The following is a 21796-nucleotide window of genomic DNA, read 5'->3' on the forward strand; positions in this document are numbered from 1 at the left end:
GTCGTCGACCGGGGGTGAAAGTGACGATGCCGAAGACCGCCGACGCGATCAGGCGTCGTCGGCTTTCTCGTCCCAATCGGTAAAACAATCCTCGGGCTGGACGTCTCGTATCGCGTCCGTTCCCTCGCTTGGAATGTGCTTGAAACAGCGCGGTTCGTCCTCCGTAACGGCGATCCACGCCGCCTCGTCGCCGCACTCGGCGCAGCGAGGTGCCCCGCCGAAGCGAAGCGCGTACCACCAGCGAACTCCCTCGAGTCGGTCGCGTATCCTCGCGCCGAGACGGGTTCGAACGCGTGACAGACGACCGTCGGTCACGGTCGATCGACCACCTCGAGTCGGTCACTGACATCGATCATATGGGGTGGTACGTCGCGTGAGGATTACGTCTTCGCATCCGATCTCACGACCGTCTCCGCGACCCGAGAGGCGCGTCGCGATCCCGTCGGTGAGTATCGGTTCAGGCGATCGAACTCTCTTCGTCCGACGCGGCCGCCAGATGCTGTTTTCCCCACGCTTGCATCTCCTCGATGACGGGCTCGAGCGATTCGCCGATCTCGGTCAGCGAGTACTCGACGCGAACGGGTTTCTCGCTGACGATCTCTCGGTCGACGAGTTGTTTCTCTTCGAGGTCGCCGAGGACGTCCGAGAGGACCTTACTCGAGATGCCGCCGATCTCCGCTTGGAGTGCGTTGAACCCGAGCGGCCCGTTATCGAGCAGTCGGTGGATGACGACGGTATGCCACTTCTTGCCGATCAGCGTGGCGGTGGAGGTGATCGAACACCAGTCTTCGCCTGCGCACCATACTTCCAGTCGGCGGGACGATTCTCCCATACTCGCCCGTTGGTAGCGCGTCGGTTAATAGTTACGTACTGTAATCGACTTACCAATCGTTATCCGAGTGCGGAACCGAGCGCGTCACTTACCGTCCAGTAACCGAATAACTGGTCGGTTAGCTTATATTTATCCCTGTAAAGACGTAACCTGGTTACGATGAGTGACCGGAAAGCGGAGACTCGCGACGCGACGGCAGCGGACCAACGCTACGAGGTTGCCGTAATCGGCGGCGGGCCGGCAGGACTCACCACCGCCCTGTACGCCGCACGCCTCGGACACGAGACAGCGGTGTTCGACCGCGGTGGCGGCCGCGCTGCGATGATGAAGGACACGCACAACGTCATCGGTACCCCCGAATCGGTGTCGGGCAACGAGTTCCTCTCGACCGCCGTCGAACAGATTCGATCCTACGGTGCGGACTACCGACGGGAGTTCGTCACTGCGGTCGAGCAAACGGACGGCGCGTTCGCGCTCGAGACGACGGACGGCTCGGCCGTGGCGGACAGCGTGGTTCTGGCCACCGGGTTCTCGGACGGCCGGCCCGAGCCGCCGCTGCCCCGGACCGGGCGCGGGCTCCACTACTGCCTCCACTGCGACGCGTACATGTTCGTCGACGAACCGGTGTACGTGATGGGTCACGGCGACAGCGCGGCCCACGTCGCGATGATCATGCTGAACGTCACCGACGAGGTCGACCTCCTGCTCCGCGGCGACGAGCCGACGTGGAGCGACGAGACGGCGAGGATGCTCGAGGGCCACCCCGTCGACGTCGTTCGCGAAGACGTGACCGGCGTTCGGAACGGCGACGACGGCTGGCTCGAGGCGCTCGAGTTCGCCGACGGGACGAGCCGCGAGTACACGGGCGGCTTCGCGATGTACGGGAGCGAGTACAACAACGACCTCGCGGCGTCGCTCGGCGCGGAGCTGAACGACGACGGGACGGTCGCCGTCGACGATCACGGCCGGACGTCCGTCGACGGACTGTACGCCGTCGGTGATCTGACGCCCGGACACAACCAGATCCCCGTCGCGATGGGACAGGGCGCGAAGGCGGGAATCGCGATCCACAAGTCCCTCCGCGAGTTCCCGAAGTCGATCGCGGAACTCGAAGCCGAGGGTGCTGTCTCCCCGAGCGACGTTCCCGCGATGGCCGCCGGGCTGCGGAGTCAGGCGAGCGAGCACTCGGCCGCAGAGGGAGACTGAGCGACGCGCTCGGAGTGGTCGCGGCGGGGCGCGACGGATGCTGCACAGCGTCGTTATTGCAGCGTCCCCGAGAGTACCTTCGCGGCGACCAACACCGGGTCCCACGTGGTGTTGAACGGCGGTGCGTACGCGAGATCGTAGTTTTCTACGTCCGAGACGGTCGCCTTCGCCTCGAGGGCCGCGACGATCGCGTGACTCCGGTGGACCGCCCCCTCGCCGTACTCGCTGACGAGGCTCGCGCCGAGGACGCGTCCGGAGTCGCGATCGGCGGTCAGGGTAACGGTGACGGTCCCGTCCTCGGGATAGTAACCGGCGCGGGAGTTCGCCGTCACCGTTTCGGTGACCGGGTCGAACCCGGCTGCGCGGGCCTCGTCGGGGTCGAGAACGCCGGTTCGGGCGGCCTCGACGTCGAACGCCTTCACGGCCGCCGTGCCGGCGATACCGCCGCCCTCGGTCGGCGTGCCGGTGACCGTCTGTCCGACCGCACGACCGTGTCGGTTGGCGGTCAACGCCAGCGGCACGTACGCCGGGTCGCCGGTGACGACGTGCGTCGCCTCGGCGCAGTCGCCCGCCGCGTAGACGTCCGCCGCGCTCGTCTCCCGATAGACGTCGGTGGCGATCGCACCGGTCTCGCCGAGTTCGATCCCGGCGTCTTCGGCGAGGGCCGTTCGGGGGCGAACACCGGTCCCGAGCAGCACCATCTCGACCGCGACTCGCTCGTCGTCGGTGACGACGGCCTCGACGCGGTCGCCGCCCGCCAGCTCCCGAACGTCGGCATCGAGACGGAGCGCGACGTCCTGTTCTCGGAGGTGGTCGGCGACGTATTCGCTCGTTTCGTCGCTGAACCCCTTCAAAACGCGATCGCCGCGCTGGAACAGGGACACCTCGAACCCGTTCGCCGCCAGCGCCTCGGCCATCTCGACGCCGATGTAGCCGCCGCCGACGATGCCAACGGGGCCGGTACAGTTCTCGAGGTACCGACAGGCCGGCCCCCGATCCGGTTGCTGAAGTCCCTCGCCGTCGCGCGCTCGAGCGACGTACTCGCGGAGTTCCTTCCCGTCGCTCATCGAGCCGAGCGTGTACACGCCCTCGCGGTCGACGCCGTCGATCGGCGGCACCACCGACTCCGATCCCGTCGCGATCAGGAGGTGTCCGTAGGGCTGGACGACCGTTCCGGCCGCGGATTCGGCAGTGACCGTCCGCGCGTCGGTGTCGATCTCGACCACCTCGTGTCCCGTCCGGAGATCGATGTCGCGCTCCTCGCGGAACTCCTCGGGGGTCACCGAGACGAGCTCCTCGAGCGACTGAATCTCCCCTTTGACGTAGTAGGGGAGTCCGCAGGCACCGTAGGAAACCCACTCGCCTCGTTCGAACACGACGACGTCGCGGTCGGGATCGTCGCGTCTCGCCTTGCTCGCCGCGGACATTCCGGCTGCGTCACCGCCGACGACGACGAACGGATCGTTCATACGGGCCGATATGAAGGCTACGCATACATAGGATTGGGAAACGGCACTGGGTGTGCGAAACGCGACGGCGCGTCGCCCCCGCGACACCTGTCTCGAACCCCGTGGTCGGGTTCGAGCGGTCGACTCCGACCGCAGAAGGGACGAGATCGACGGATTCGGGACCAACAGCCCCGACCGGCAGCGAGATCCCACGCGAGAAGTGAGTCCGAGGTCGTTGGCGAGCGTCGGGAGAGTAGCGGTGACGGACGGCGTCCGGCCCGGTCCGACAGCGGTCAGGACAGTGCCGACGTGACGTCGGTCGACGAAACCATCCCGAGGTAGTCGTCGCCGTCCTCGACCGGGAGGTGTTTGATACCGAAGGTGGTCATCATCGCCGCGACCTCCTCGAGGTAGAGGTTCGGCGGGACTGTCTCGACCGATTTCGTCATGACGTCGGCCACCCGTCGGTCAGTGGGATCGTGCCCCTCGGCAGCGGCGGCGACGAGGTCGGTGCTGGTAACGATCGACGGTGGGTCCGTCGACACCACCAGCGCGCTGATCTCGCTGTCGCGCATCGTCGCCGCGGCTTCCGCGAGCGTCTCGTCTTTCGAGACCATTTCCAGCGGCGTCGACATTACGTCCTCGACGGTTCTGTTTGCGGCGGCCATACCCACACATATGCTAACAGAACCCATGACACTTCCGGATGACGCGACTCGGTAGCGGCCGCGTCAACAGCGTCTCGACGACCGCGGTATCGCTCCGCGCTCGCTCGTGGCAGGTACCGAACGCGGCGGGCGCAGCGGTGGACGACCGCGCGCCGACGGTCGCGTCGGACTCGAGTGAGTGCGTCGGCTCACCGGGAACGTGTCGCTCCGAAGACCCTCGTCGGACCGGCCCGAGCCGCGGAAAATATCGGCCGAAGGCCGACATCCCCCGACTCGGGTGACAGTAGATGGTGGGTGAACGCGGGATCGGCCCCTGTAGCGATGTGGCTGCAAGCCCATGTGACGATGTGGTTGTGTGCGTCACGACGAGTCGATTCCGGTCGCGGCGAGGGTCCGAATGTCTCGGGTCGGACGGATTCCGTCGGGTGCACGACTACCCCCTCGTCCCTCGCCGCTCTCACCTCGAGTCGGTTATACAATAGCTCTGTTCCCCTCATAGTGAGGTAACATCATCGTAACCGGGTCGTATCCGGGGATCTCGGCTCACGATCCGCGCTCGAGACCGGTTCGGTCCGATAGCGGCCGCTCGTCTCAGCGACGGGAGACGGCGGTGAGGAGGCGTACGTCGACACCGTCAGGCGTCGTCGGCGAGGCGTGGCCCGTCGCTGGACCCGACGTCGGGCGTTCGCAACACCGTCTCTTCGGTCTCCGCACCGAGCGCCTCGAGCCGGACGCTCGAGATTTTGTACTCGGGGATACCGGCTTGCGGGTCGAACGTCTCCTGGGTGAGTTTGTTGACCGCGCCGGCCGCGAAGTGCATCGGGATGAACAGCGTTCCCTCGCCGACGCGCTTGGTGACCTTCGCCTTCACGACGATCTCGCCGCGCCGGGACTCGACGCGGACGTATTCGCCGTCCGCGACGCCGAGTTCGGCGGCCGCCTCGGGGTGGATCTCGACGAAGCTCTCGCCGACGTGGTCCATCAGCCCCTCGACGCGGCGCGTGATCTGGCCGGTGTGCCAGTGGTAGAGCACCCGTCCCGACGTGAGCGTGAGCGGGTACTCCTCGTCGGGGAGTTCACCGGGGTGGCCGCCGTCGGCGGGCACGAAGCGCGCTTTCCCGTCCTCGAAGTTGAAGTCACCCTCCTCGTAGTCGTAGAGGTACGGGGTACCGGGGTGGTCCGCGTCCGGAACCGGCCACTGGAGACCGTGTTGCTCGCCCTCCTCGAGCCGGTCGTAGCTCACGCCGCCGTAGATGGGCGTGAGATCGCTGATCTCGTCCATGATCTCGCGCGGGTGGTCGTAGTCCCAGTCGTAGCCCAGCCGCTCGGCGAGCGCCTGGGTGATCTCCCAGTCCTGTCGGGCCGACCCCGGCGGCTCGGCGCTGGGTCGGACCCGCTGGATGCGGCGCTCGGTGTTCGTGAACGTGCCGTGTTTCTCCGGCGAGGTCGCCGCCGGCAGGATCACGTCGGCGTGCTCGGCGGTCTCGGTCACGAAGATGTCCTGGACGACCAGAAACTCGAGGGCGGCGAGCGCCGCGCCGGCGTGATCGACGTCGGGTTCCGAGAGCGCGGGATTCTCGCCGACGACGTACATGCCGCGCAGGTTGCCCTCGCGGGCCTCGGCGAGCATCTCCGGCACTTTCAGGCCGGGCTCCTCGGGCGGCCGCTCGCCCCACACCACGCCGAACTTCTCGCCGACCGCGTCGTCGGCCGGGTCCTGATAGCCGGGGAGGCTGCCGGGGAGCGTCCCCATGTCCCCGCCGCCGCCCTGGACGTTGTTCTGGCCGCGGAACGGCGAGAGGCCGGCCCCGGGCTTGCCGAGCTGTCCCAGCACGAGCGCGAGGTCCGCCATCGCCAGCAGGTTCTCCGTGCCGGTACGCTGCTGGGTCATTCCCATCGCCCAGCCGAAGACGACGGAGTCGGCATCGGCGAGCGTCTCGGCGGCCGACGCCAGTTCCTCGGGGGAGACGCCGGCCAGATCCTCGACTCTCTCGGGTGTGAACGCCTGTACCTTCTCTTTCAGCTCGTCGAAGTTTTTCGTGTTGCGCTCGATGAACGCCTCGTCGTGGAGGTCGTGCTCGATGATGTACCGAATCATCCCGTTGAGCCACGTCACGTCGTAGCCGGGGGTGGTTCGGGTGTACTGGTCGGCGTGCTCGGCGATGCCGACCTTCCGGGGATCGAAGACGACGAGATCCGCGCCGTCCCTGACGTTCCGCTTGATGCGAGTCGCCAGCACCGGGTGGGACTCGGTGGTGTTGGAGCCGCTGATGAGGTAGGCGTCGGCCTCGCCGACGTCCTCGTTGATGCGGTTGGTCATCGCGCCGTAGCCGACCGTCTGTTGGAGCGCCGCGACCGTCGAAGAGTGACAGAGCCGCGCGCAGTTGTCGACGTTCTTGGAGCCGAGCACCTGCCGGGCGAACTTCTGGACGAGGTAGGCCTCCTCGTTGCTGCCCTTCGAAGAGGCGAGACTGCCGACCGCGTCGACACCGTGTTCGTCCCGAATCTCGGAGAGCCGTTCGGCGACGAGGTCCAGCGCGTCGTCCCACGTCGCTTCCTCGAGTTCGCCGCTCTCGTTGCGGACGAGCGGCGTCGTGAGCCGGTTCTCGCTGTTGGCGAACTCGTGGCCGAACTTCCCTTTCACGCAGGTCGAGAAGTTGTTGGCGGGCGCGTCGTCGGGGTCGTCGACGGGCATTACGCCGAGCGAGTCGCCGTCTTTCCCCCACATCTCGAAGCGACAGCCGACCGCGCAGAAGCCGCAGGTCGTCTCCGCCGTGTCGATCTTGCGCAGCCGGTAGTCGCTGACCGCGTCGGCGATGTCGAACAGGTAGCCCTCGGGAAGCGTGTTCGCCGCGATCGATTCCGCGGTGTGCTCGCCGGCCAGGAACGCCTTCCGCCCGTACTCGCCGGCCGTCGTCTCGAGTGTCCGCTTCGCGTTCTCCACGAACGCGGCGACGCCGCGCCGGTCGCCGTTCGTGGTCGCGCCGGCACCGACCGCGACGTCACCGCCCGGCGCTGGCGTTCGGTTGGGCGCGGTCGTGTCGTCGAGCGTCTCCGCGTCCTCGTGATCGATAACCCGCCCGATCGAGTTGCGCTGGGTGAAGCCGGGCAGCGGGAGGGTCCCGGCACCGCCGATTCCCTTCTCGGTCAGCGCGCCGGTCGGACAGACCGTCGCGCAGTGGCCGCAGGAGACGCAGTCGGAGTCGGCCATCGTCTCGGCGTCGGACTGGAAGCCGATGCGGGTGTCCTCGCCGTGGCCCTCGATGCGGAGGACGCCCTCGGCCTGCACGTCGTTACAGCCGTCGACGCACCGGTTACAGAGAATACACTTGTTGCGGTCGATCTGGATGAACGACGAGGTGTCGTCGAGCGGTTCGTACTCGTCGCGCTCGTCGAAGACACCGTACCGCGGGTGATCGACACCCTCGCTGATCGCGGTGCGCTGGAGTTCACAGCGGCCGTTCCCGTTGCAGGTCGTACACCGGAGGTTGTGGTTCGAGAGGACGAGGTCGAGGTTGACGCGCCGGCTCTCCGCGGCGGCGGGCGTGTCCGTCTCGACGGCGAGGCCGTCCGCCGCCGGGAACGAACACGACGGCACGAGCCCGTGTGCCTCGGTCTCCACCACGCAGGTCCGGCACTCGCTGCGCGGACCGATCCCGTCACTACAGTCGCCGTCGCGGTCGTAGTGGCAGAGCGCGGGGACATCGGCATCGCCGTCGACGGCGTCCGCGCCGGGAGCGACGCTGACGACGTCGTCGTCGACCGCCTGCATCGCGTCGATGATCGTCGACCCCGGCGGGACGGTCACCGGTTCGCCGTCGACCGTCACGGTCGTCGGCTCCCCGCCGCGAGTGCCGACGGCAGGATCGTTCGCGGTCCCGGTCTCGAACTCGGCCGTGACCGGCGTCTCTGTGCGCGGATCGTCGAGGTCCGGCACCCCCGGTAGCGGATCGTTCGTGTTCGTGCTCATAGGTTCTCGGTACAGGTGCCGCTCGGACAGCGGCCGTCGGCGTGCGCGCGAAACGTCGGTTCGAACTCGTCTATCGCCGTGATCACCGGGCGCGGCGCGTGCGCGCCGATCCGGCAGTTGCTCGTCCGCTCCATCGTGCGGCCGAGTTCGCGGATCTTCGCGAGCTCGAACGACCCCCGGTAGACGTCGCGCAGCAGTTCGGTGAGCTGTTTCGTCCCCTCGCGTCCGGGGACGCAGCGGCCGCTGTTCTCGGTGGCCGCGAACCGCGCGCGCTCGCCGGCCGTCGCGACCGCACACCGGTCCTCGTTCAGCAACTCGACCACACCCTCCGTCCCGAGGCCGGCCGCAGCCAGCGTCTCCGCCGTCGCGCTCACCTCGAGCGTCTCGGTGATGCCGCCGAAGATGTCGCCCACACAGGCCATCTTGAGCGCCCCGTCGAGTGCGACGGCCTCGCGGACGGCCGCGAGGCTGTCGTCGGACGCGAGTTCGACGGTCGCCGGTGCCGCCACGTCGCCGGTGACGGTGAACAGGCGGGTGCCGGGATCTCGGTCGGTTCCGGACGGCGCGTCGTCCTGGAGCGCCCGTCGGGCCTGGAGCACCGTCCGCACGGAGTGGACCGCCGTCGGGCGGCCGTACAGGCCGTGGACCGCCGGCGACGGCGGCTGGATCCGCGGTTCGATCCGGTCGTTGCCCTCCAGGGCTTCGAGCGCCGCGGTCGGCTCGCCGGCGCGGTACTCGTCGGGGCCGGCGACCAGCTGCGGAACGACGGGGAGGACGTCGGCGGCCGCGTCGACGGCCGACTCGAGGTGGCGGTGGAGCCCGGTCTCGGTCTCGTTGACGGAGAGCACCGCGTCGACCGCGCCGACGTGCTCGGCGATCGCCGCGATCCCGTCGAGGACGGCGATCGGCGCACCTTCGAGCAGCGTCCGGTCGACCCGCTGTCGGTCGTCGGTATCGTTGGCGTTGACGACGACGACGGGGTCGCCGTCCGTCTCGCGGATCGCGGTCCAGGTCTCGTCGACCGCCTCGTCGGCGGCCGCGTCGCCGCGACCACGGCCGAGCAATCCAGCGTCACCGACCGCGGCCGCATCGCGCTCGAGCGACACGAGGTCGTAGTCGTCGGGGGCCAGCGGGTCGACCCACCCGCACGGCCCGAGGACGTCACGCCGGCCGACGGACAGCGGGCCGGTTTCGGGGACGGGAAGCGACCCCGTTCCCGGGTCGTGTTCGACGACCGCGGCGGCGGCGTCGGCCAGTACCTCACCGGTCTCGAGCGCGTCGACGACGGCGTCGACCGTCTCGGGACCGGGGTCGGGATGGAAGGCCGTACGGCCGTCGACGGTGGCGAGCACCAGCGGCTCGTACGCGGCGATTCCAGTCGGTCCCGTCCGAACGACCGGGACGGCGTCGCTCGTCCGGCGCGCGGTTTCGAAGGCGGGTTCGCGGTCGGCGGCCGTCGGGTGGGTCGAGACCCTGCAGACCGGCGATCGATCGCCCGCGGGCGCAGTATCGGTCACTGCTACCATCTTGGGTTCGGGTTACTTCTGTTTGGTTATCTATCGGGGTCGTCGGCTCGCAGTACCGACGGGGGACCGCGGTGACGACGACCGTCGGCCAGCCCGCGAACCGGACCACACCGGTTTAGTCCCTCGAGAACGGCGTTCGGGTATGACGACCCCGCGATTCGAAGCGGTGAAGACGGAAGCCGCGTCGGCACTTACGGACGACGACCTCCGCTCGGTGTACACCGGCCTCGTCCACGAGGACGGTCGGCACGAGTACTACCTCGGGAACGACACCGAAGCCGCCGCCGAACTCCGCGAGGCCGCGGCGGTCCAGCTCGGAATGCTGACGCGCGTCCTCGCGGACCGCTCCGACAGCACCGTCGAGGAGATCGCGGAACTCGCCGTCGAACGGGCCGAAGGGATGGAACTGCGGTGAGGCGGCACGCGGTCGACGTGCCGTCGACGCGTACACGACGCGTGGCTGCGTCACCGGGGACGACCATCGGCGTGCCCCGAGTCCGCTATCGGAATCGGCGTGTGCGCCACCGGACGGTCTCCGACGCCGTCCCGTCTCGAGCTACTCTTCCAGCAGATCGGCGCGCTCGAGTTCGTCCCTGACGATCGCCCGGATCTCGGCTTCGCTCCGGCCGGTATCGGTCCGCGCAGCGGCCACGTCCTCGTTCAGCGCGGCCAGGAGTTCGAAGACGTCCTCGAGCTGGTCGTAGGCGGTTTCGTGGTCGCTCTCGAACAGCTCCGGGGACAGCGCCGCCGTCTCGGGATCGCCCTCGCGTTCGACGGCGATCGGGGTGAGCCGGCGGCTCCGGGTGACGGACCCGACGCTGTCGACGTTTTTCGCGAGGTGGTTCCCGAGGTGTTCCTGCGCGTAGTCCGGGCCGTGGATCAACGCGATCGTCTCCGGGTCGACGGTCCGCGCGAACTCGAGCAGCCCGTGCTGGGCGGCGTGCCCGCTCAGCCCGTCGACCGTCGCGACCCACTCGCTGGGGATCGTTACGCGCGTGCGCGGTTCGCTCCCGTCCTCGGTCGCGATCCAGGTCACGGTATCGGCGGCGGGCCAGTCGGTCCCGAAGGGGTCGGCGTCGGTGGTGAACCGGACCTCGTCGGTCCCGGCGTCGACCTGGTTCCGGATCGTCCGCCCGACCGTCTGCTGGGCCTGATAGCCCGTGAGCAGCACCGTTGCGGCGTGGAACCGCGACGCCATTTCGACGAGATAGCGCGGGGAGTTCCCGCCGGTCAGCATCCCCGACGGCGCGACGATTATCGGTACCCGCCCGCCCGTTGCCGGGTCGGCGTCCTCGAGAATCGCCCGCCGATCGGCGTCGGACTGCGGGAACTCGACCTGCGGCGGCGAGAACGGGGTCGCGTCCCCACTCTCCCGCGCTCGGTTCGCGATGGCGTCGTCCACATACTCGCTCGTCACGTACTCGTGATACAGCGCCGTCGCCTCCTGTGCCAGTCCGTCGACGACGAGACGCACGCGGTCGCCGAGATCGTTCGGTAACGTGTGGAGCCGATTGGAAAACAGCAACTGGAGCGTCTGTGCGCGGCCCACGGCGAAGGTCGGGATCAGAACAGGTTTCCGATCGTTCAACGCCCGCTCGACGGCCTCGTAGATCGCCGCCTGTGCGTCGTCGAACGACGTGTGGCTGTGGGTCGCCCCGTACGTCGACTCGAGGAGGAGGAGATCCGCCTGCGGCGGCGGTGTGATGTCGGGCAGGTGGTCGGCGCGGCCGCCGAGATCGCCGGAGAAGACGACGCGGTAGCCGCTCGTCTGGAGCATGAGCCACGCCGAGCCGAGCAGGTGGGCGGCGTTGCCCAGTTGAAACACCAGCGGGTCCGAGTCGACCGACGCCGCGACGGCTTCGACGCGCCCGCCGCCGTAGTCGACGGGTTCGAACCGCTCGAGCACCGCCGAGACGTCCGCCCGCGTGAACCGCTGGCACCCGCCCCGTCGGTTCGCCTCCCGGCGGTGGATCGTCAACGAGTCCTCGAGTAGCGTCTCCGCGAGATCGATCGTCGGCCGCGTCGCGACGATCGGCGCGTCGTCGTCGAGCAGGCCGCGCGCCTCCAGGACCGGCAGCCCGCCGCAGTGATCGATGTGGGCGTGGGTGAGAAAGACCGCATCGACCGATTCGGGGTCGAGCCCGCGGAAATCGGGGTAGTCGCCGCCGTCGCCCTGGTTCAGGCCGCAGTCCACGAGGTAGGTGCCGTACTCGGTATCGACCTGATAACAGCTCCGACCGACTTCTCGGTCGCCGCCGCGGGGCGTGACGACCATCGGTCTGTCCGCGGACGGGCGGATATCGGCGTGCTCGAGCGGGTCGAACGCCGGCCCCGCGTCGGCGGGAAGCCACGGCGCGTCCCGGTTTATTCCGGTCATCATTGGACGATGCGGAGCGGCCCACATGGGTCTTCGGTTGTCGAGTTGACAGTCGAACGCTGCCGGCCGACGACGTCGCGTTCGACGCCACACCCCGGTCCCGAGGCGACCGGAAGCGATCGCGACCGCCCGGCGGTCGTGGCCGACCGGGCGAACCGAAAAGCGTATTTCACCGCTCTCGAACCACGTGGCAACGGCCCCCGCATGACACTCGATCGCTCCCGAACGGACCGCGACGCCGCAACACCCCACCGCGACGACCGGCCGGTCCTCGAGTCGCGGCGGCGACGGCTGGTCGCGTACTGTCGGCACAACGGAGAGCGGATCTGTCGCGATACGGCGGTGCTGGTCGCCTGGGCGCTGGTGATGACGATCTGGATCCGGGGGTTCGGCGTGCCGCGCTGGTTGTGCTACGTCGTCACCTTCGTCGGCGTCGTGGCCTACACGCAGGCGACGACGCCGTGGTCCCGGCCGTACGTGAGCCCGGACGATTTCGACGCGCGGTGACCGACGATCGGACGGTTCTTTTCGGCCCCCTCGCGACCGGGAACTGACGCGTCGTCAGAGGAATCGAAGCAGCGGGACGAGCAGCGTCACGACCCAGAGGAGCACGCCCATCCGCACGAAGCCGTGGTCTTCGGGATCGATCCGTTCCGCGTGCGACGCGCCGACGGCGATGAACCCGAGTGCGACCGCCGTCGAGAGCCGGTGGACGAACACGTTGACCGGCAGTCGCGTCACCCCGAGGAACGTGTAGTCGAGCAGGATCGCCGTCGCGAAGCCGATCGAGCCGGCCGCGAAGGCCGTCTGCCGGTCGAGCGGTCGCGCGAAGGAGTAGGCACAGACCGGCAGCCCGACGGCGAGCAGGGGGTAGAACGAGCCGGCGATGAGCCGCGGGTCGACGTCGCCGGTCCGCGTTTCGACGGCGACCGCGCCGAACCGAACGAACAGGTAGAGTCCGATCAGCGACCCGGCCAGCAGGAACGCGTGACGGAGGCGCGGGGCGACCAGCGCTCGAGGGGCGGTTCGCGACGCGACCCGGCCGATCAGCACCGCGCCCGGGAGAAGCCCGACCATCGCGAGCCGAGACGGGAGGCCGCCGTCGCCGAGGTCGATGATCGTCACCCAGCCGTTGGCATCCGAGCCGCGGTCGTTGCCGAGGTGGACGCGCCGCAGGTCGGAGACGTACCGACGATCCCTGAACTCGCGTTCGACGTACTGCTGGGAGTCCTCGACGCTGTTGACCGTGTGACTGAGCCGAAACCAGTCCCAGTGTTCCTGGTGAGCCTGGATCGCCGTCCACTCGTCGCCGTCGTCGGGGGACGCGTAGGCGCGAATGTGGTGACGAGAGCCGAGATACTCCCCATCGTGTAACTGGTAGCTCTCGTCGAGCCACCGTCCGCCGGTCGGATCGTCGTCGGCGACGTAGACGTATCGGGTCGAGCCGTCGGCGCGTCCCCAGGCGGTCGCCGTGCCGACGATTTCGTCGTCCGTCTCGACGCCCACGTCTTCCTGTTCCGGCGCGGTCTCGTTCCACTCGCCGCGGCTCCGTTCCTCCAGATGTCGACGCGTGTCCGCCGGATCGCCGGCGATGATCACGTTGATCGGGAGGGTGCGTTCCTCGAACGTCGTCGCCGGACTCGTGTACGGCCACAGCGACGAATCGTTATCGACGGTCGCCATGGGCTGGTGTCGCTCGGCCGACGAGTCGCCGGACGAGGTGGTCGCGGCCGAGCCGAGACTCAGCGCGACGAGAACGACGACTAGCGCACCGAGCGCGAGCAGCGTTCGTCGGTCGATGAGGCGTCACCCCCGTCAGCGAGTGTTCGCGTACCCATGGCTGGAACGACGGGTCCGTTCCCGTCTCGAGGTACGTATCACCCTCTCCGGTTCACTTATAACCCTTCTCTTCCGCCGCTTCAGGCCGTCTATCCCTGAGATTCACGTTTCCCAACCGGTCGATCGCGGCGCCGACGGTGAGCGGGCAAGCGGAGAACGGCGACCGGGCTCGAGAGTCCGAGCGCGGCGACGAAGATTCGGAGCGACGACGATTAGGACGGAGTCGAGAATCGGAGCGTGGAGGGCGCGAGCGGGCGATCGACCGCCGTCAGCTCCGTTCTTCTTCGGAGAGCCGCCACGGACTCTCCACGTCCACGGCGACCTCGTCCCTCGAGAGCGGGACGTTGTGGTAGAGTTGCTCGAGGTGGGTCATGGTGTAGTCGACGGAGTAGCGTTCGACGGCGGCCCTGGTCTCGCGGTCGGTCGCCAGACACGTCTCGACGGCCTCGACCATCGAGTCGAGATCGCCGTACGCGAACCGCTCGCCGTTGTCGTCGCCGATCGTCTGGTCGAACGGCGGGACGTCGGCGGCCGCGACGGGCGTCCCGCAGGCGTTGGCCTCGAGCGTCGAGAGCCCGAGGGTGTCTGCGGTCGAGGCCGTCAGGAAGGCGTCGATCGAGGAGTAGAACACCGGTAACTCCTCGCGGGGGAGGAACTCGCGGAGTTCGACGTTGTCCGGGGCGTTCCGCTCGAGGCAGCCCCGGTAGGGACCCTCGCCGACGACGACGAAGTCGTACTCGGGCAGCTCCTCGGCGACGCGGAGGATCTCGCTGACGTTCTTCTCCATGCTGAGCCGCCCGCTGTAGCCGACGACCGTCCGGTCGGGATACCAGTCCGTCTCGGTCGGCCGGAAGAAGTCCATGTCGATCCCGACCGGCAACTGGACGTGTTCGACGTCGCGTTCGATCCGTTCCGTCGACGCGGTCACGACGTCGAAGCTCCGGAGGAACGCGTCCTCCACGGGAACGTACAGCTTCGAGAGGAGCGCCGCGGCCGACTCGAGTTTGATGCTCTGGTGGAAGTACTCCTCGAGTGGCGTGTGGTGCGTGTAGATCGTCGGGAGGTCGTGTTTCCAGGCGTAGTACCGACCGAGAACCCCGATCGGTGCGGGGCCGTGACAGTGGACGACGTCGAGGTCGGGAAGCGTCGCGGTTCGTCTGGTGAGCGGGATCCGATAGCCCGCGTAGAAGGGGTTCGGGAGCGACGTGACCGGGAACTCGCGCTCCCCCGGTTCGTAGTCGCCGTCCGGGTAGACGACGTACACCTCGTGTCCCTTCCGCTCTAGCTCCTCCCGCCAGAGCTTGATCGTGTACGTTACACCGTCGATCTCGGGGAAATAACTGTCCGTAAAGAATCCGATTTTCATTCAGGCCACCTCCTCGTACAGCGATCGGTATCGGTCCGCGACCGCCGCGAGCGAGAACTCCTCGCTCCGGCGGGCCGCGTTCGTTCCGAGCCGGTCACGGAGCGCGGGGTCCGTGAGCCGCTCCAGCGCGGCCTCGAACCCGCTCACACCTGCGTCGGACACCTTCAAGCAGTCGTCGCCGTCCTCGAGCCACGAGAACGTCTCGATGTCCCGGACGAGGATCGGCTTCCCCGCGGTCATCGCCTCCAACAGCGCGATGCCCTCGTTTTCCTCGTGCGTGGGGAAACAGAAGATGTCGCCCGCCGCGTACGCACCGCGGATGTCGTCGACGTAGCCGGTGAAGGTGCAGTTGTCCGGCGAGTTGTCGATCAATCTCGTCGTCTCTCGTCCCTTCAGCGACCGGTCGAGCGGCCCGAACCACGCGAAGTCCAGCTCCGGCAGCCGCCGAGCCAGCTCGACGAACGTCTCGAGCCCCTTGCGCTTGATGACGTGACCGACGAGGAAGACCGTGGGCGGCTCGAGATCGTACCGCTCGCGGTACGTCGCTTCCAGCGACTCGAACCCCTCGAGCTTCTCGCGGTCGACCCCGTTCGAGACGACGGTCGTCGGCGTGTCAGTGTAGGTCTCGATCAGCCGCCGGTTGTACGCCGACGGACAGACCAGCGCGTCCGCGAGCCCGTAGGCCCGCTCGAGATACGGCCGGAGTGGCCTGGCGAGGGCGTTGGTAAACCGGAAGCTGTCGCCGAAGTCCTCTGCGGTCACGTGCGTGTGCGCGACGACCGGTATCCCCCGAGATCGGGCCCGCCTGGCGTACCAGACGGATCGCGGGCCCATGAGGTTACAGTGGAGCACGTCGGCGTCGAGGGTCGGCGACGTCGTGTACGACAGCCCGAGCCGATCGAGCATCTTCCGTTGATGGACGACGGACTCGCGGATGCCGCCGGTGACGTGCTCCTCGAACTCGAAGTAGTGGCTGACTTTCATACCGGGCTCCACCCGTCGTGACCGTCGGCGGTCGAGGTTGCCAGGCCGAGACGCCGGTCGCTGCATTCCGGTGAGCGCGGCGTTACTCGACTTCGAGCCACGGCACCTCCATCAGCGGCGGAATGTGCGTTTCGATGTGGTGCTCCCAGACGCCCTCCTCGCCGAAGGCCTCCCCGTGGTCGGCGGTCACGACCACCCGACCGTCCAGCTCTTCGACCAGGTCGGCGACGGACTCGAGCGCGATCCGCAGGTTCTCCTCGTACAGTTCCAGCGCCGCCTCTCGAGTCCCGTTCTTGACGAGATCGGCCGGGTCGAGTTCGAGCCAGAGGCCCGCCTTCTGCGCGAGTTCGCTCCCCTCGAGCGTGTTCTCGACTTTCGGGCGGATGGTATCGCCCAGCGAGGAGAGCGCGCCGCCACCGCCGTCGTCCGCCTCTTCGGCTTCCTCCTGCTTGCGGATCCCCTTCTGGATCTGTTTGAGCTTCTGGCCTTTCCCGCGCGAGAGGTAGGGCGCGTGGGGCTGCATGTAGTGGATGACCGTCCGCTCGGCCTGCTCGACGGCCGCCCGATTGTCTCGGAACGCCTCCGCCAGGCTCTCCGGCGGAACGGTTCCGAGGTCGTCGTCCCAACCGGTCTTCCAGACGTCGAAGACGTTCGTGATGTGATCGGACGCCGACCACTCGTAGTCGCAGCTCGCCCCCCACTTGAGTTCGTTCAGCGGAATCCCGAGATCGTTGATAAACGGGTTTCCGGAAAAGTACGCGAGATCGTGTTCGTCGGTAAACGTTCGATACGCCCACTCCGGCGTCGACGACCCCGTACTCCATCGCTTCTCCAACGACCCGTCGAGATACTCGCCGTACACGTCGCTGAACACGTCGTACCGACACGCATCCAGCACGAGACAGTAGTCCCACTCCGATTCGAGGAAGTGCTGGTCGTCCATTAGTTGTCGCCACCTTTCGAGTCGACCACTGTATTCTTATTGGTTCCTGAAAGTCACCCGGACCGACGTAAAACGGCGATCACGGCCCGAATACGCCGTCGATCCGAACTCGGTCACGGTGCGCTGCTCACTCGAGATAACCGAGTTCGCGCAGCCGCTCCTGGGTCTCCTCGTCGGCCTCGGCCAGCGCGTCCGCCTCGTCGGCGTTCGTCTCCGACGGGTCGTCCCACGCGCCGCCGACGGCGTCCTCGAACCGAGCGAGCGCCCGTTCGGTGGCGGCGACGGTCTCGTCGGCGGCCGGCTCGACAGGGGTCTCCTCGCTCGGGTCCTCGTCGAGCCGGTACCCCTCGTCCGGAATGCGATCCGCGCGGACGTACTTCGCGTCGGTGCTGCGGGCCGCGCGCAGTCGGGCGTACGCGCGATGGTCGTCGGGGAGCTCGATACCCGCCTCGCTCGCCTTCTCCTCCAGGTGGTGGAGTTCGATGACCGGCTGCGCGTACTCGACGAACGCGTAATCGCCGCCGTCGCCGTCGCCGTCGCTGACGGCGCGCTGCCCGGGGTCCGGCTCCGTCGCCGCGCCGAAGCGCCGGTAGTCGCTCGAGAGCAGCGAGCGCGTCGAATCGCGAGCGACGGCACCGCCGTCCGTCCCGGCCGCGTCGGGGTCGACGTCCAGGGCGTCGAGGACCGTGTGATAGCAGTCGAGCAACTCGACAAGGCCGTCGCGTCGATCGGCCTCGAGATCGGGGTGTTTCACCAGCAGCGGAACGTTGATCAACTGGTCGTAGAGGGCGAACTCGTGACCGTAGAGGTCGTGCTCGCCGTGGAGTTCGCCGTGGTCGGCGCAGACGACGACGGTCGTCTCCTCCCACTGGCCGGTCTCGCGCAACCAGTCGAACAGGCGGCCGAGTTCGGCGTCCATGTGCGCGATCTCCGCGTCGTACAGACCGCGGATGTCGTCCCACTCGTCGTCGTCGATGGCTCGCGCGCCGGCGTTGTACTCCTTGGAATTCTGGCAGACGTCGTCGGGGTCGACCCCCGGTGCGAACTCCTCGCGGTACTCCTCGGGTGGGTAGTACGGCAGGTGGGCGTCCATCAGATTGACGAACGCGAACCAGCCCGTCTCGCTCTCGCTGTCGTCGATGAACGACTTCGTCCGGTCGATGACCGACGGGGTCTTCGAGTCCGCCCCCTCACCGCTGGCGAGCGTGGCGTGGGCTTTCGCCCCGAGGTGGACGAGCCTCGAGGCCAGTTCGCGGAGATACTCGTTGTCGTTGACGGCCTGCCACGCGCTGGCTAGCGGCCCCGAGAGGACGTCACCGGGCAGGATCTCGAAGAACGAGTCCTGCTCGTCGAACCCGTCCGTGAGTCCGGTGTAGGGTGTGATCCAGGCGTTCGAGGAGTAACACGCCGTGTCGTAACCGGCCGCCGACAGGACCGACGCGAGGGTCGTCTCGTCCTCGAGGTACGGACTTCCCTGATCGGCCCCGTGCTGACTGGGATAACGGCCGGTAAACAGCGAGGCGTGGACCGGCAGCGTCCACGGCGCGGGCGCGACCGCCGACTCGAAGACGGCCGCCTCCTCGGCGAACCGCGAGAGTGTCGGTGTCGTCTCCCGTTCGTAGCCGTACGGACCGAGCCGGTCCTTCCGGACCGTGTCCAGAACGACGAAGAGGACGTTCGACTGACGAGTCGTTTCCATTACTGGCGATACTCGTCCCCACGCCAATAAATCGATTGAAGGTAACCGACCGATCCCGGTTCGAGGGAGCGAGTGCAGTCCCGTTCGCGCCCCGCTCGTCGGCGTCGATCAGACGTTTCAAGTTTGGTGACGATTCATACCAGCCATGGAGGAGCGTAATCGACGGGCCTTTCTCATCGGCGCGTTCGGCGCGATCGCGGTCTTCGCCGTCCTGTTTTTCGCCGTCGGCGCGCGGGACGTCGTCGACTCGTTGCTCACGGCCGACCCGTCCCTGGTCGCCGCAACGTTCGCGCTCGCGCTCTGCTGGCTCGCCGCGTGGAGTCTGATGCTCCGAACCGTCCTCGTCGCGCTCGACGTCGAACTCCCCCTCGTCAAGTCGTTTTTCGTCTACAGTGGTGCCGTCTTCGCCAACAACGTTACCCCGTTTGGACAGGCCGGCGGCGAACCGATCGCCGCGCTGCTCATCTCGAAAGTCTCCGACGCGCGCTACGAGACCGGCCTCGTCGGCATCGCCAGCGTCGACGTCCTGAACGTCATCCCCTCGATCTCGCTCGTCCTCGTGGGCGTCGGCTACTACGCGACCACCGCCGCCGTCGGCGACCGCCTCGAGACGGCCGTCGGATCGGCCGTCGCGCTGATCGGCGGCGTCGTGGTCGTCATGGTGTTCGTCTGGCGGTACCGGGACAAACTCGTCGACCGGCTTCCGGCCGTCGTCGCACCGCGACTCGGGCGGCTCGGCCTCGAGCGCTTCGAGTCCGACACGCTCGAGGAGGACCTCACGGACCGAATGGGGCGGTTCTTCGAGAACATCGAGCGGGTGGCGACGGATCGGTGGCGGCTCTCGGCCGTGATCGGGCTGTCGCTCTGTGGCTGGCTCTTCCAGACGGCCGCGCTCATGATCGCGTTCGAGGCGCTCGGCCACAGCGTCCCGCCGTACGTGTTACTGTTCGCGGTTCCACTCGCGAACCTCGCCGGCGCGGCCCCGCTCCCGGGAGGGCTCGGCGGGATCGAGGCCGCGTTCGTCACGCTGCTCGTCCCGACGACCGGCGTCCCGGCGTCGGCGGTCACCGCGGCCGTGCTCATCTTCCGCGGCGCGATCTACTGGATGCCCGTCCTGATCGGCGGCGCGTCGGTGTCGGCCTTCGGCGTCCGGTCGCTGCGGTGACCGGCGGCTTCTCGAGCGCGCGACCCGCGCGCCTCCGACAGCGTAATCCTCGTCCGACCCGGAGTGGTGACCGTCCGTGTATCGAGACGGCCACGCCGGTTTCAACGCCCTGCTGTACGCCCCGTTCGTCCCGCTGGTGAGCGACCGCTGGTCGCTCCGGCTGGCGCTCGTAGGGGCGGTCGTCGCCCTCGGCGTCGCCACGCTCCCGGACCTCGATCAACCGGCCCCGCGGATCCGCCACCGCGGGCCGACGCACACGGTCTGGTTCGCGCTCCTCGTCGGGGTCGTCGCGGGCATCGGCACCGCCATCGTCGCCCCCGGCGCGCCGGACGCGTTCGCGTTCGGGGCCGCCGTCGGTGCCGGCGGCGTCCTCGCCCACCTCGCGGGCGACGTCGTGACGCCCATGGGGATCAGCCCGTTCGCGCCCCTCTGGCGGGCCCACGTCACGCTCGACTGGTTCGCCTCCAAGAACGCGCGGATCAACCGCGCGCTCTTGCTCGTCGGCTCGAGCGCGCTGGCGGCCTCACTGGCGCTCACGCTCTCGCTGGCCGCGTGAGGACCCTCACCGCACCAGTCGCCGGCGAAGCCACTCGACCGGCCGGGCGTCCCGTCGCCACGCGAGGAGGCCGATCGACGTGGCCCAGAGCAGGGCCGTCGCGACCGGTCCGTGGACGGCGAGTCCGGGACTCCAGCTCGTCTCGAGGGGGAACAGCCAGTCGATCCCCATCGGGGAGAGCGAGTCGATCGCGAGGTGCGAGCCGATCGCGAGTGCGATGGCGACCGCTACCCGGCGACTGCGGGCGACCGCTACCCGGCGACTGCGGGCGACCGCGTAGCACCCGGCGACGAGCGCGAGCGCGAACAGCGGCGTGTGGGTGATTCCGCGGTGGACGAACGGCCACCCCCACGCCGCGGGAAAGAGGAAGTCCGCGTCCGGGAGGAGTCCGAAGACGATCCCGAGACGCGGATCGGCGTCGGTAACGCCGCGAACGAGCGCGTAGCCGACGAACGCGTGCGTCGCGAACGCGCCCGCGAGGAACGCGAACCGTGTCGGCTCCATCCCTCGCCGTTTCGGACGGCCGACACAGATACGTTACGGTTTTCGAACACGATGCACTGACACGTCGGTACGTCGGGCTCCGCTCGGGAACCAACACACCTTACATTTCGGACGGTCTATCCCCCGTTAATGCTCCCGCTGCAGTTCGAGGAGACGCCATCCTGGCTCGAGTCGATGTTCACGTCGGAGCTCGCGTTCGCGGTGTTGTTCGGAATCTGCATCCTCGAAGGAGCGATGTTGCTGCGGTTCATGCCGAGTGAACTCGTCGTGCCGGCCGCGCTGGCGCTGATCGGTTCGTCGATCCCCGAGACGGTCGCGATCGTCGGCATCGCCGTCGTCGGAACGACGATCGGACAGCTCTGTCTGTTCTATCTGGTCCGTCGGGCCGGCCGGGAGTACGTGCTCCGAAAGCGGTGGTTCCCGATCACCGAGTCGCGACTCGAGCGGTTCGACGGCTGGTTCGACCGCTGGGGGGGCGTCGCCGTGGCCATGAGCAACACGCTGTTGTTCGTTCGCGGGCTGCTCACGGTGCCCGCCGGCCTGTCCGAGATGGAGGGGCGATCGTTCCTCGTCCTGTCGGCCGCGGGCTCGCTCTCGTTCCAGTCGATACTCGCGGTGGTCTACCTGCTGGGCGGTCACTTGCTGGCGCTGGTCGGCGGTCACCTGCTGGTCTGAGAGAACCAATCGTGGCGTGTCGTGCGACCGCCGACCGC

The 21796-nt window shown here is 68.1% G+C and carries 19 protein-coding genes; 6 read left to right on the forward strand and 13 right to left on the reverse strand.

Annotated elements, in window-relative coordinates:
• Positions 1–48 precede the first annotated feature (48 nt).
• Positions 49–315, reverse strand: a complete 267-nt coding sequence (locus BMX07_RS04385) for a hypothetical protein (protein ID WP_090614214.1) — start codon at positions 313–315, stop codon at positions 49–51.
• A 142-nt stretch (positions 316–457) separates the two neighbouring features.
• Entirely contained in the window at positions 458–832 is a 375-nt protein-coding gene (locus tag BMX07_RS04390) for a winged helix-turn-helix transcriptional regulator (protein ID WP_090614218.1), read from the reverse strand.
• Positions 833–991: 159 nt separating this feature from the next.
• Here BMX07_RS04390 and BMX07_RS04395 point away from each other — a divergent pair, with 159 nt between their 5' ends.
• Complete coding sequence (locus BMX07_RS04395) at positions 992–2038, forward strand: NAD(P)/FAD-dependent oxidoreductase (RefSeq protein ID WP_090614221.1); 1047 nt, start codon at positions 992–994, stop codon at positions 2036–2038.
• A gap of 53 nt (positions 2039–2091) precedes the next feature.
• Here BMX07_RS04395 and BMX07_RS04400 read toward each other — a convergent pair whose 3' ends face one another.
• From BMX07_RS04400 to BMX07_RS04420, 4 genes are all read right to left on the reverse strand, one after another.
• Positions 2092–3507, reverse strand: a complete 1416-nt coding sequence (locus BMX07_RS04400; RefSeq protein ID WP_090614224.1) for an FAD-dependent oxidoreductase — start codon at positions 3505–3507, stop codon at positions 2092–2094.
• Positions 3508–3779: 272 nt separating this feature from the next.
• Positions 3780–4121: a CBS domain-containing protein gene (locus BMX07_RS04405; protein ID WP_090614873.1), complete on the reverse strand. Its 342-nt coding sequence runs from the start codon at positions 4119–4121 to the stop codon at positions 3780–3782.
• A gap of 667 nt (positions 4122–4788) precedes the next feature.
• Positions 4789–8124, reverse strand: coding sequence for a formate dehydrogenase subunit alpha (fdhF, locus tag BMX07_RS04415; RefSeq protein WP_090614230.1), 3336 nt, complete (start codon positions 8122–8124; stop codon positions 4789–4791).
• Complete coding sequence (locus tag BMX07_RS04420) at positions 8121–9641, reverse strand: NADH-ubiquinone oxidoreductase-F iron-sulfur binding region domain-containing protein (RefSeq protein WP_394328378.1); 1521 nt, start codon at positions 9639–9641, stop codon at positions 8121–8123. The genes fdhF and BMX07_RS04420 overlap by 4 nt, the downstream gene beginning before the upstream one ends.
• Before the next feature lie 151 nt (positions 9642–9792).
• Between BMX07_RS04420 and BMX07_RS04425 the strand changes: the two genes are divergently transcribed.
• Positions 9793–10065 carry a DUF8113 family protein gene (locus tag BMX07_RS04425; RefSeq protein WP_090614235.1) on the forward strand — a complete coding sequence of 91 codons (273 nt, stop codon included), beginning with the start codon at positions 9793–9795 and terminating at the stop codon, positions 10063–10065.
• 141 nt (positions 10066–10206) lie between these two features.
• On the opposite strand, the gene BMX07_RS04430 is transcribed toward BMX07_RS04425, so the two are convergent.
• The gene (locus BMX07_RS04430) at positions 10207–12027 is read right to left on the reverse strand and encodes an MBL fold metallo-hydrolase (RefSeq protein ID WP_090614876.1); all 1821 of its coding nucleotides are present in this window, start codon (positions 12025–12027) and stop codon (positions 10207–10209) included.
• 204 nt (positions 12028–12231) lie between these two features.
• On the opposite strand from BMX07_RS04430, the gene BMX07_RS04435 reads away from it, so the two are divergent.
• A complete protein-coding gene (locus tag BMX07_RS04435) occupies positions 12232–12534 on the forward strand; it encodes a DUF8119 family protein (RefSeq protein ID WP_090614879.1) in 303 nt (100 codons plus the stop codon).
• Positions 12535–12588: 54 nt separating this feature from the next.
• On the opposite strand, the gene BMX07_RS04440 is transcribed toward BMX07_RS04435, so the two are convergent.
• From BMX07_RS04440 to BMX07_RS04460, 5 genes are all read right to left on the reverse strand, one after another.
• Entirely contained in the window at positions 12589–13710 is a 1122-nt protein-coding gene (locus BMX07_RS04440; protein WP_245742040.1) for a hypothetical protein, read from the reverse strand.
• A 424-nt stretch (positions 13711–14134) separates the two neighbouring features.
• The gene (locus tag BMX07_RS04445) at positions 14135–15232 is read right to left on the reverse strand and encodes a glycosyltransferase (RefSeq protein ID WP_090614243.1); all 1098 of its coding nucleotides are present in this window, start codon (positions 15230–15232) and stop codon (positions 14135–14137) included.
• Positions 15233–16216 (reverse strand): glycosyltransferase family 4 protein, encoded by a 984-nt coding sequence (locus BMX07_RS04450; protein WP_090614246.1) that lies wholly within the window; start codon positions 16214–16216, stop codon positions 15233–15235.
• An 82-nt stretch (positions 16217–16298) separates the two neighbouring features.
• Positions 16299–17159 (reverse strand): hypothetical protein, encoded by an 861-nt coding sequence (locus BMX07_RS04455; RefSeq protein WP_090614249.1) that lies wholly within the window; start codon positions 17157–17159, stop codon positions 16299–16301.
• Positions 17160–17286: 127 nt separating this feature from the next.
• A complete protein-coding gene (locus BMX07_RS04460) occupies positions 17287–18858 on the reverse strand; it encodes a sulfatase (RefSeq protein ID WP_090614251.1) in 1572 nt (523 codons plus the stop codon).
• A 145-nt stretch (positions 18859–19003) separates the two neighbouring features.
• Between BMX07_RS04460 and BMX07_RS04465 the strand changes: the two genes are divergently transcribed.
• Positions 19004–20023: a lysylphosphatidylglycerol synthase transmembrane domain-containing protein gene (locus BMX07_RS04465; protein ID WP_090614254.1), complete on the forward strand. Its 1020-nt coding sequence runs from the start codon at positions 19004–19006 to the stop codon at positions 20021–20023.
• A gap of 76 nt (positions 20024–20099) precedes the next feature.
• Positions 20100–20579 (forward strand): metal-dependent hydrolase, encoded by a 480-nt coding sequence (locus tag BMX07_RS04470; RefSeq protein ID WP_090614257.1) that lies wholly within the window; start codon positions 20100–20102, stop codon positions 20577–20579.
• 6 nt (positions 20580–20585) lie between these two features.
• Here BMX07_RS04470 and BMX07_RS04475 read toward each other — a convergent pair whose 3' ends face one another.
• Positions 20586–21083, reverse strand: a complete 498-nt coding sequence (locus BMX07_RS04475; protein WP_090614259.1) for a metal-dependent hydrolase — start codon at positions 21081–21083, stop codon at positions 20586–20588.
• Positions 21084–21212: 129 nt separating this feature from the next.
• Between BMX07_RS04475 and BMX07_RS04480 the strand changes: the two genes are divergently transcribed.
• Complete coding sequence (locus tag BMX07_RS04480; protein ID WP_090614262.1) at positions 21213–21758, forward strand: DedA family protein; 546 nt, start codon at positions 21213–21215, stop codon at positions 21756–21758.
• Positions 21759–21796: the final 38 nt, after the last annotated feature.

Origin of the sequence: Natrinema salaciae, from assembly GCF_900110865.1 — an archaeon.
GTDB lineage: Archaea > Halobacteriota > Halobacteria > Halobacteriales > Natrialbaceae > Natrinema > Natrinema salaciae.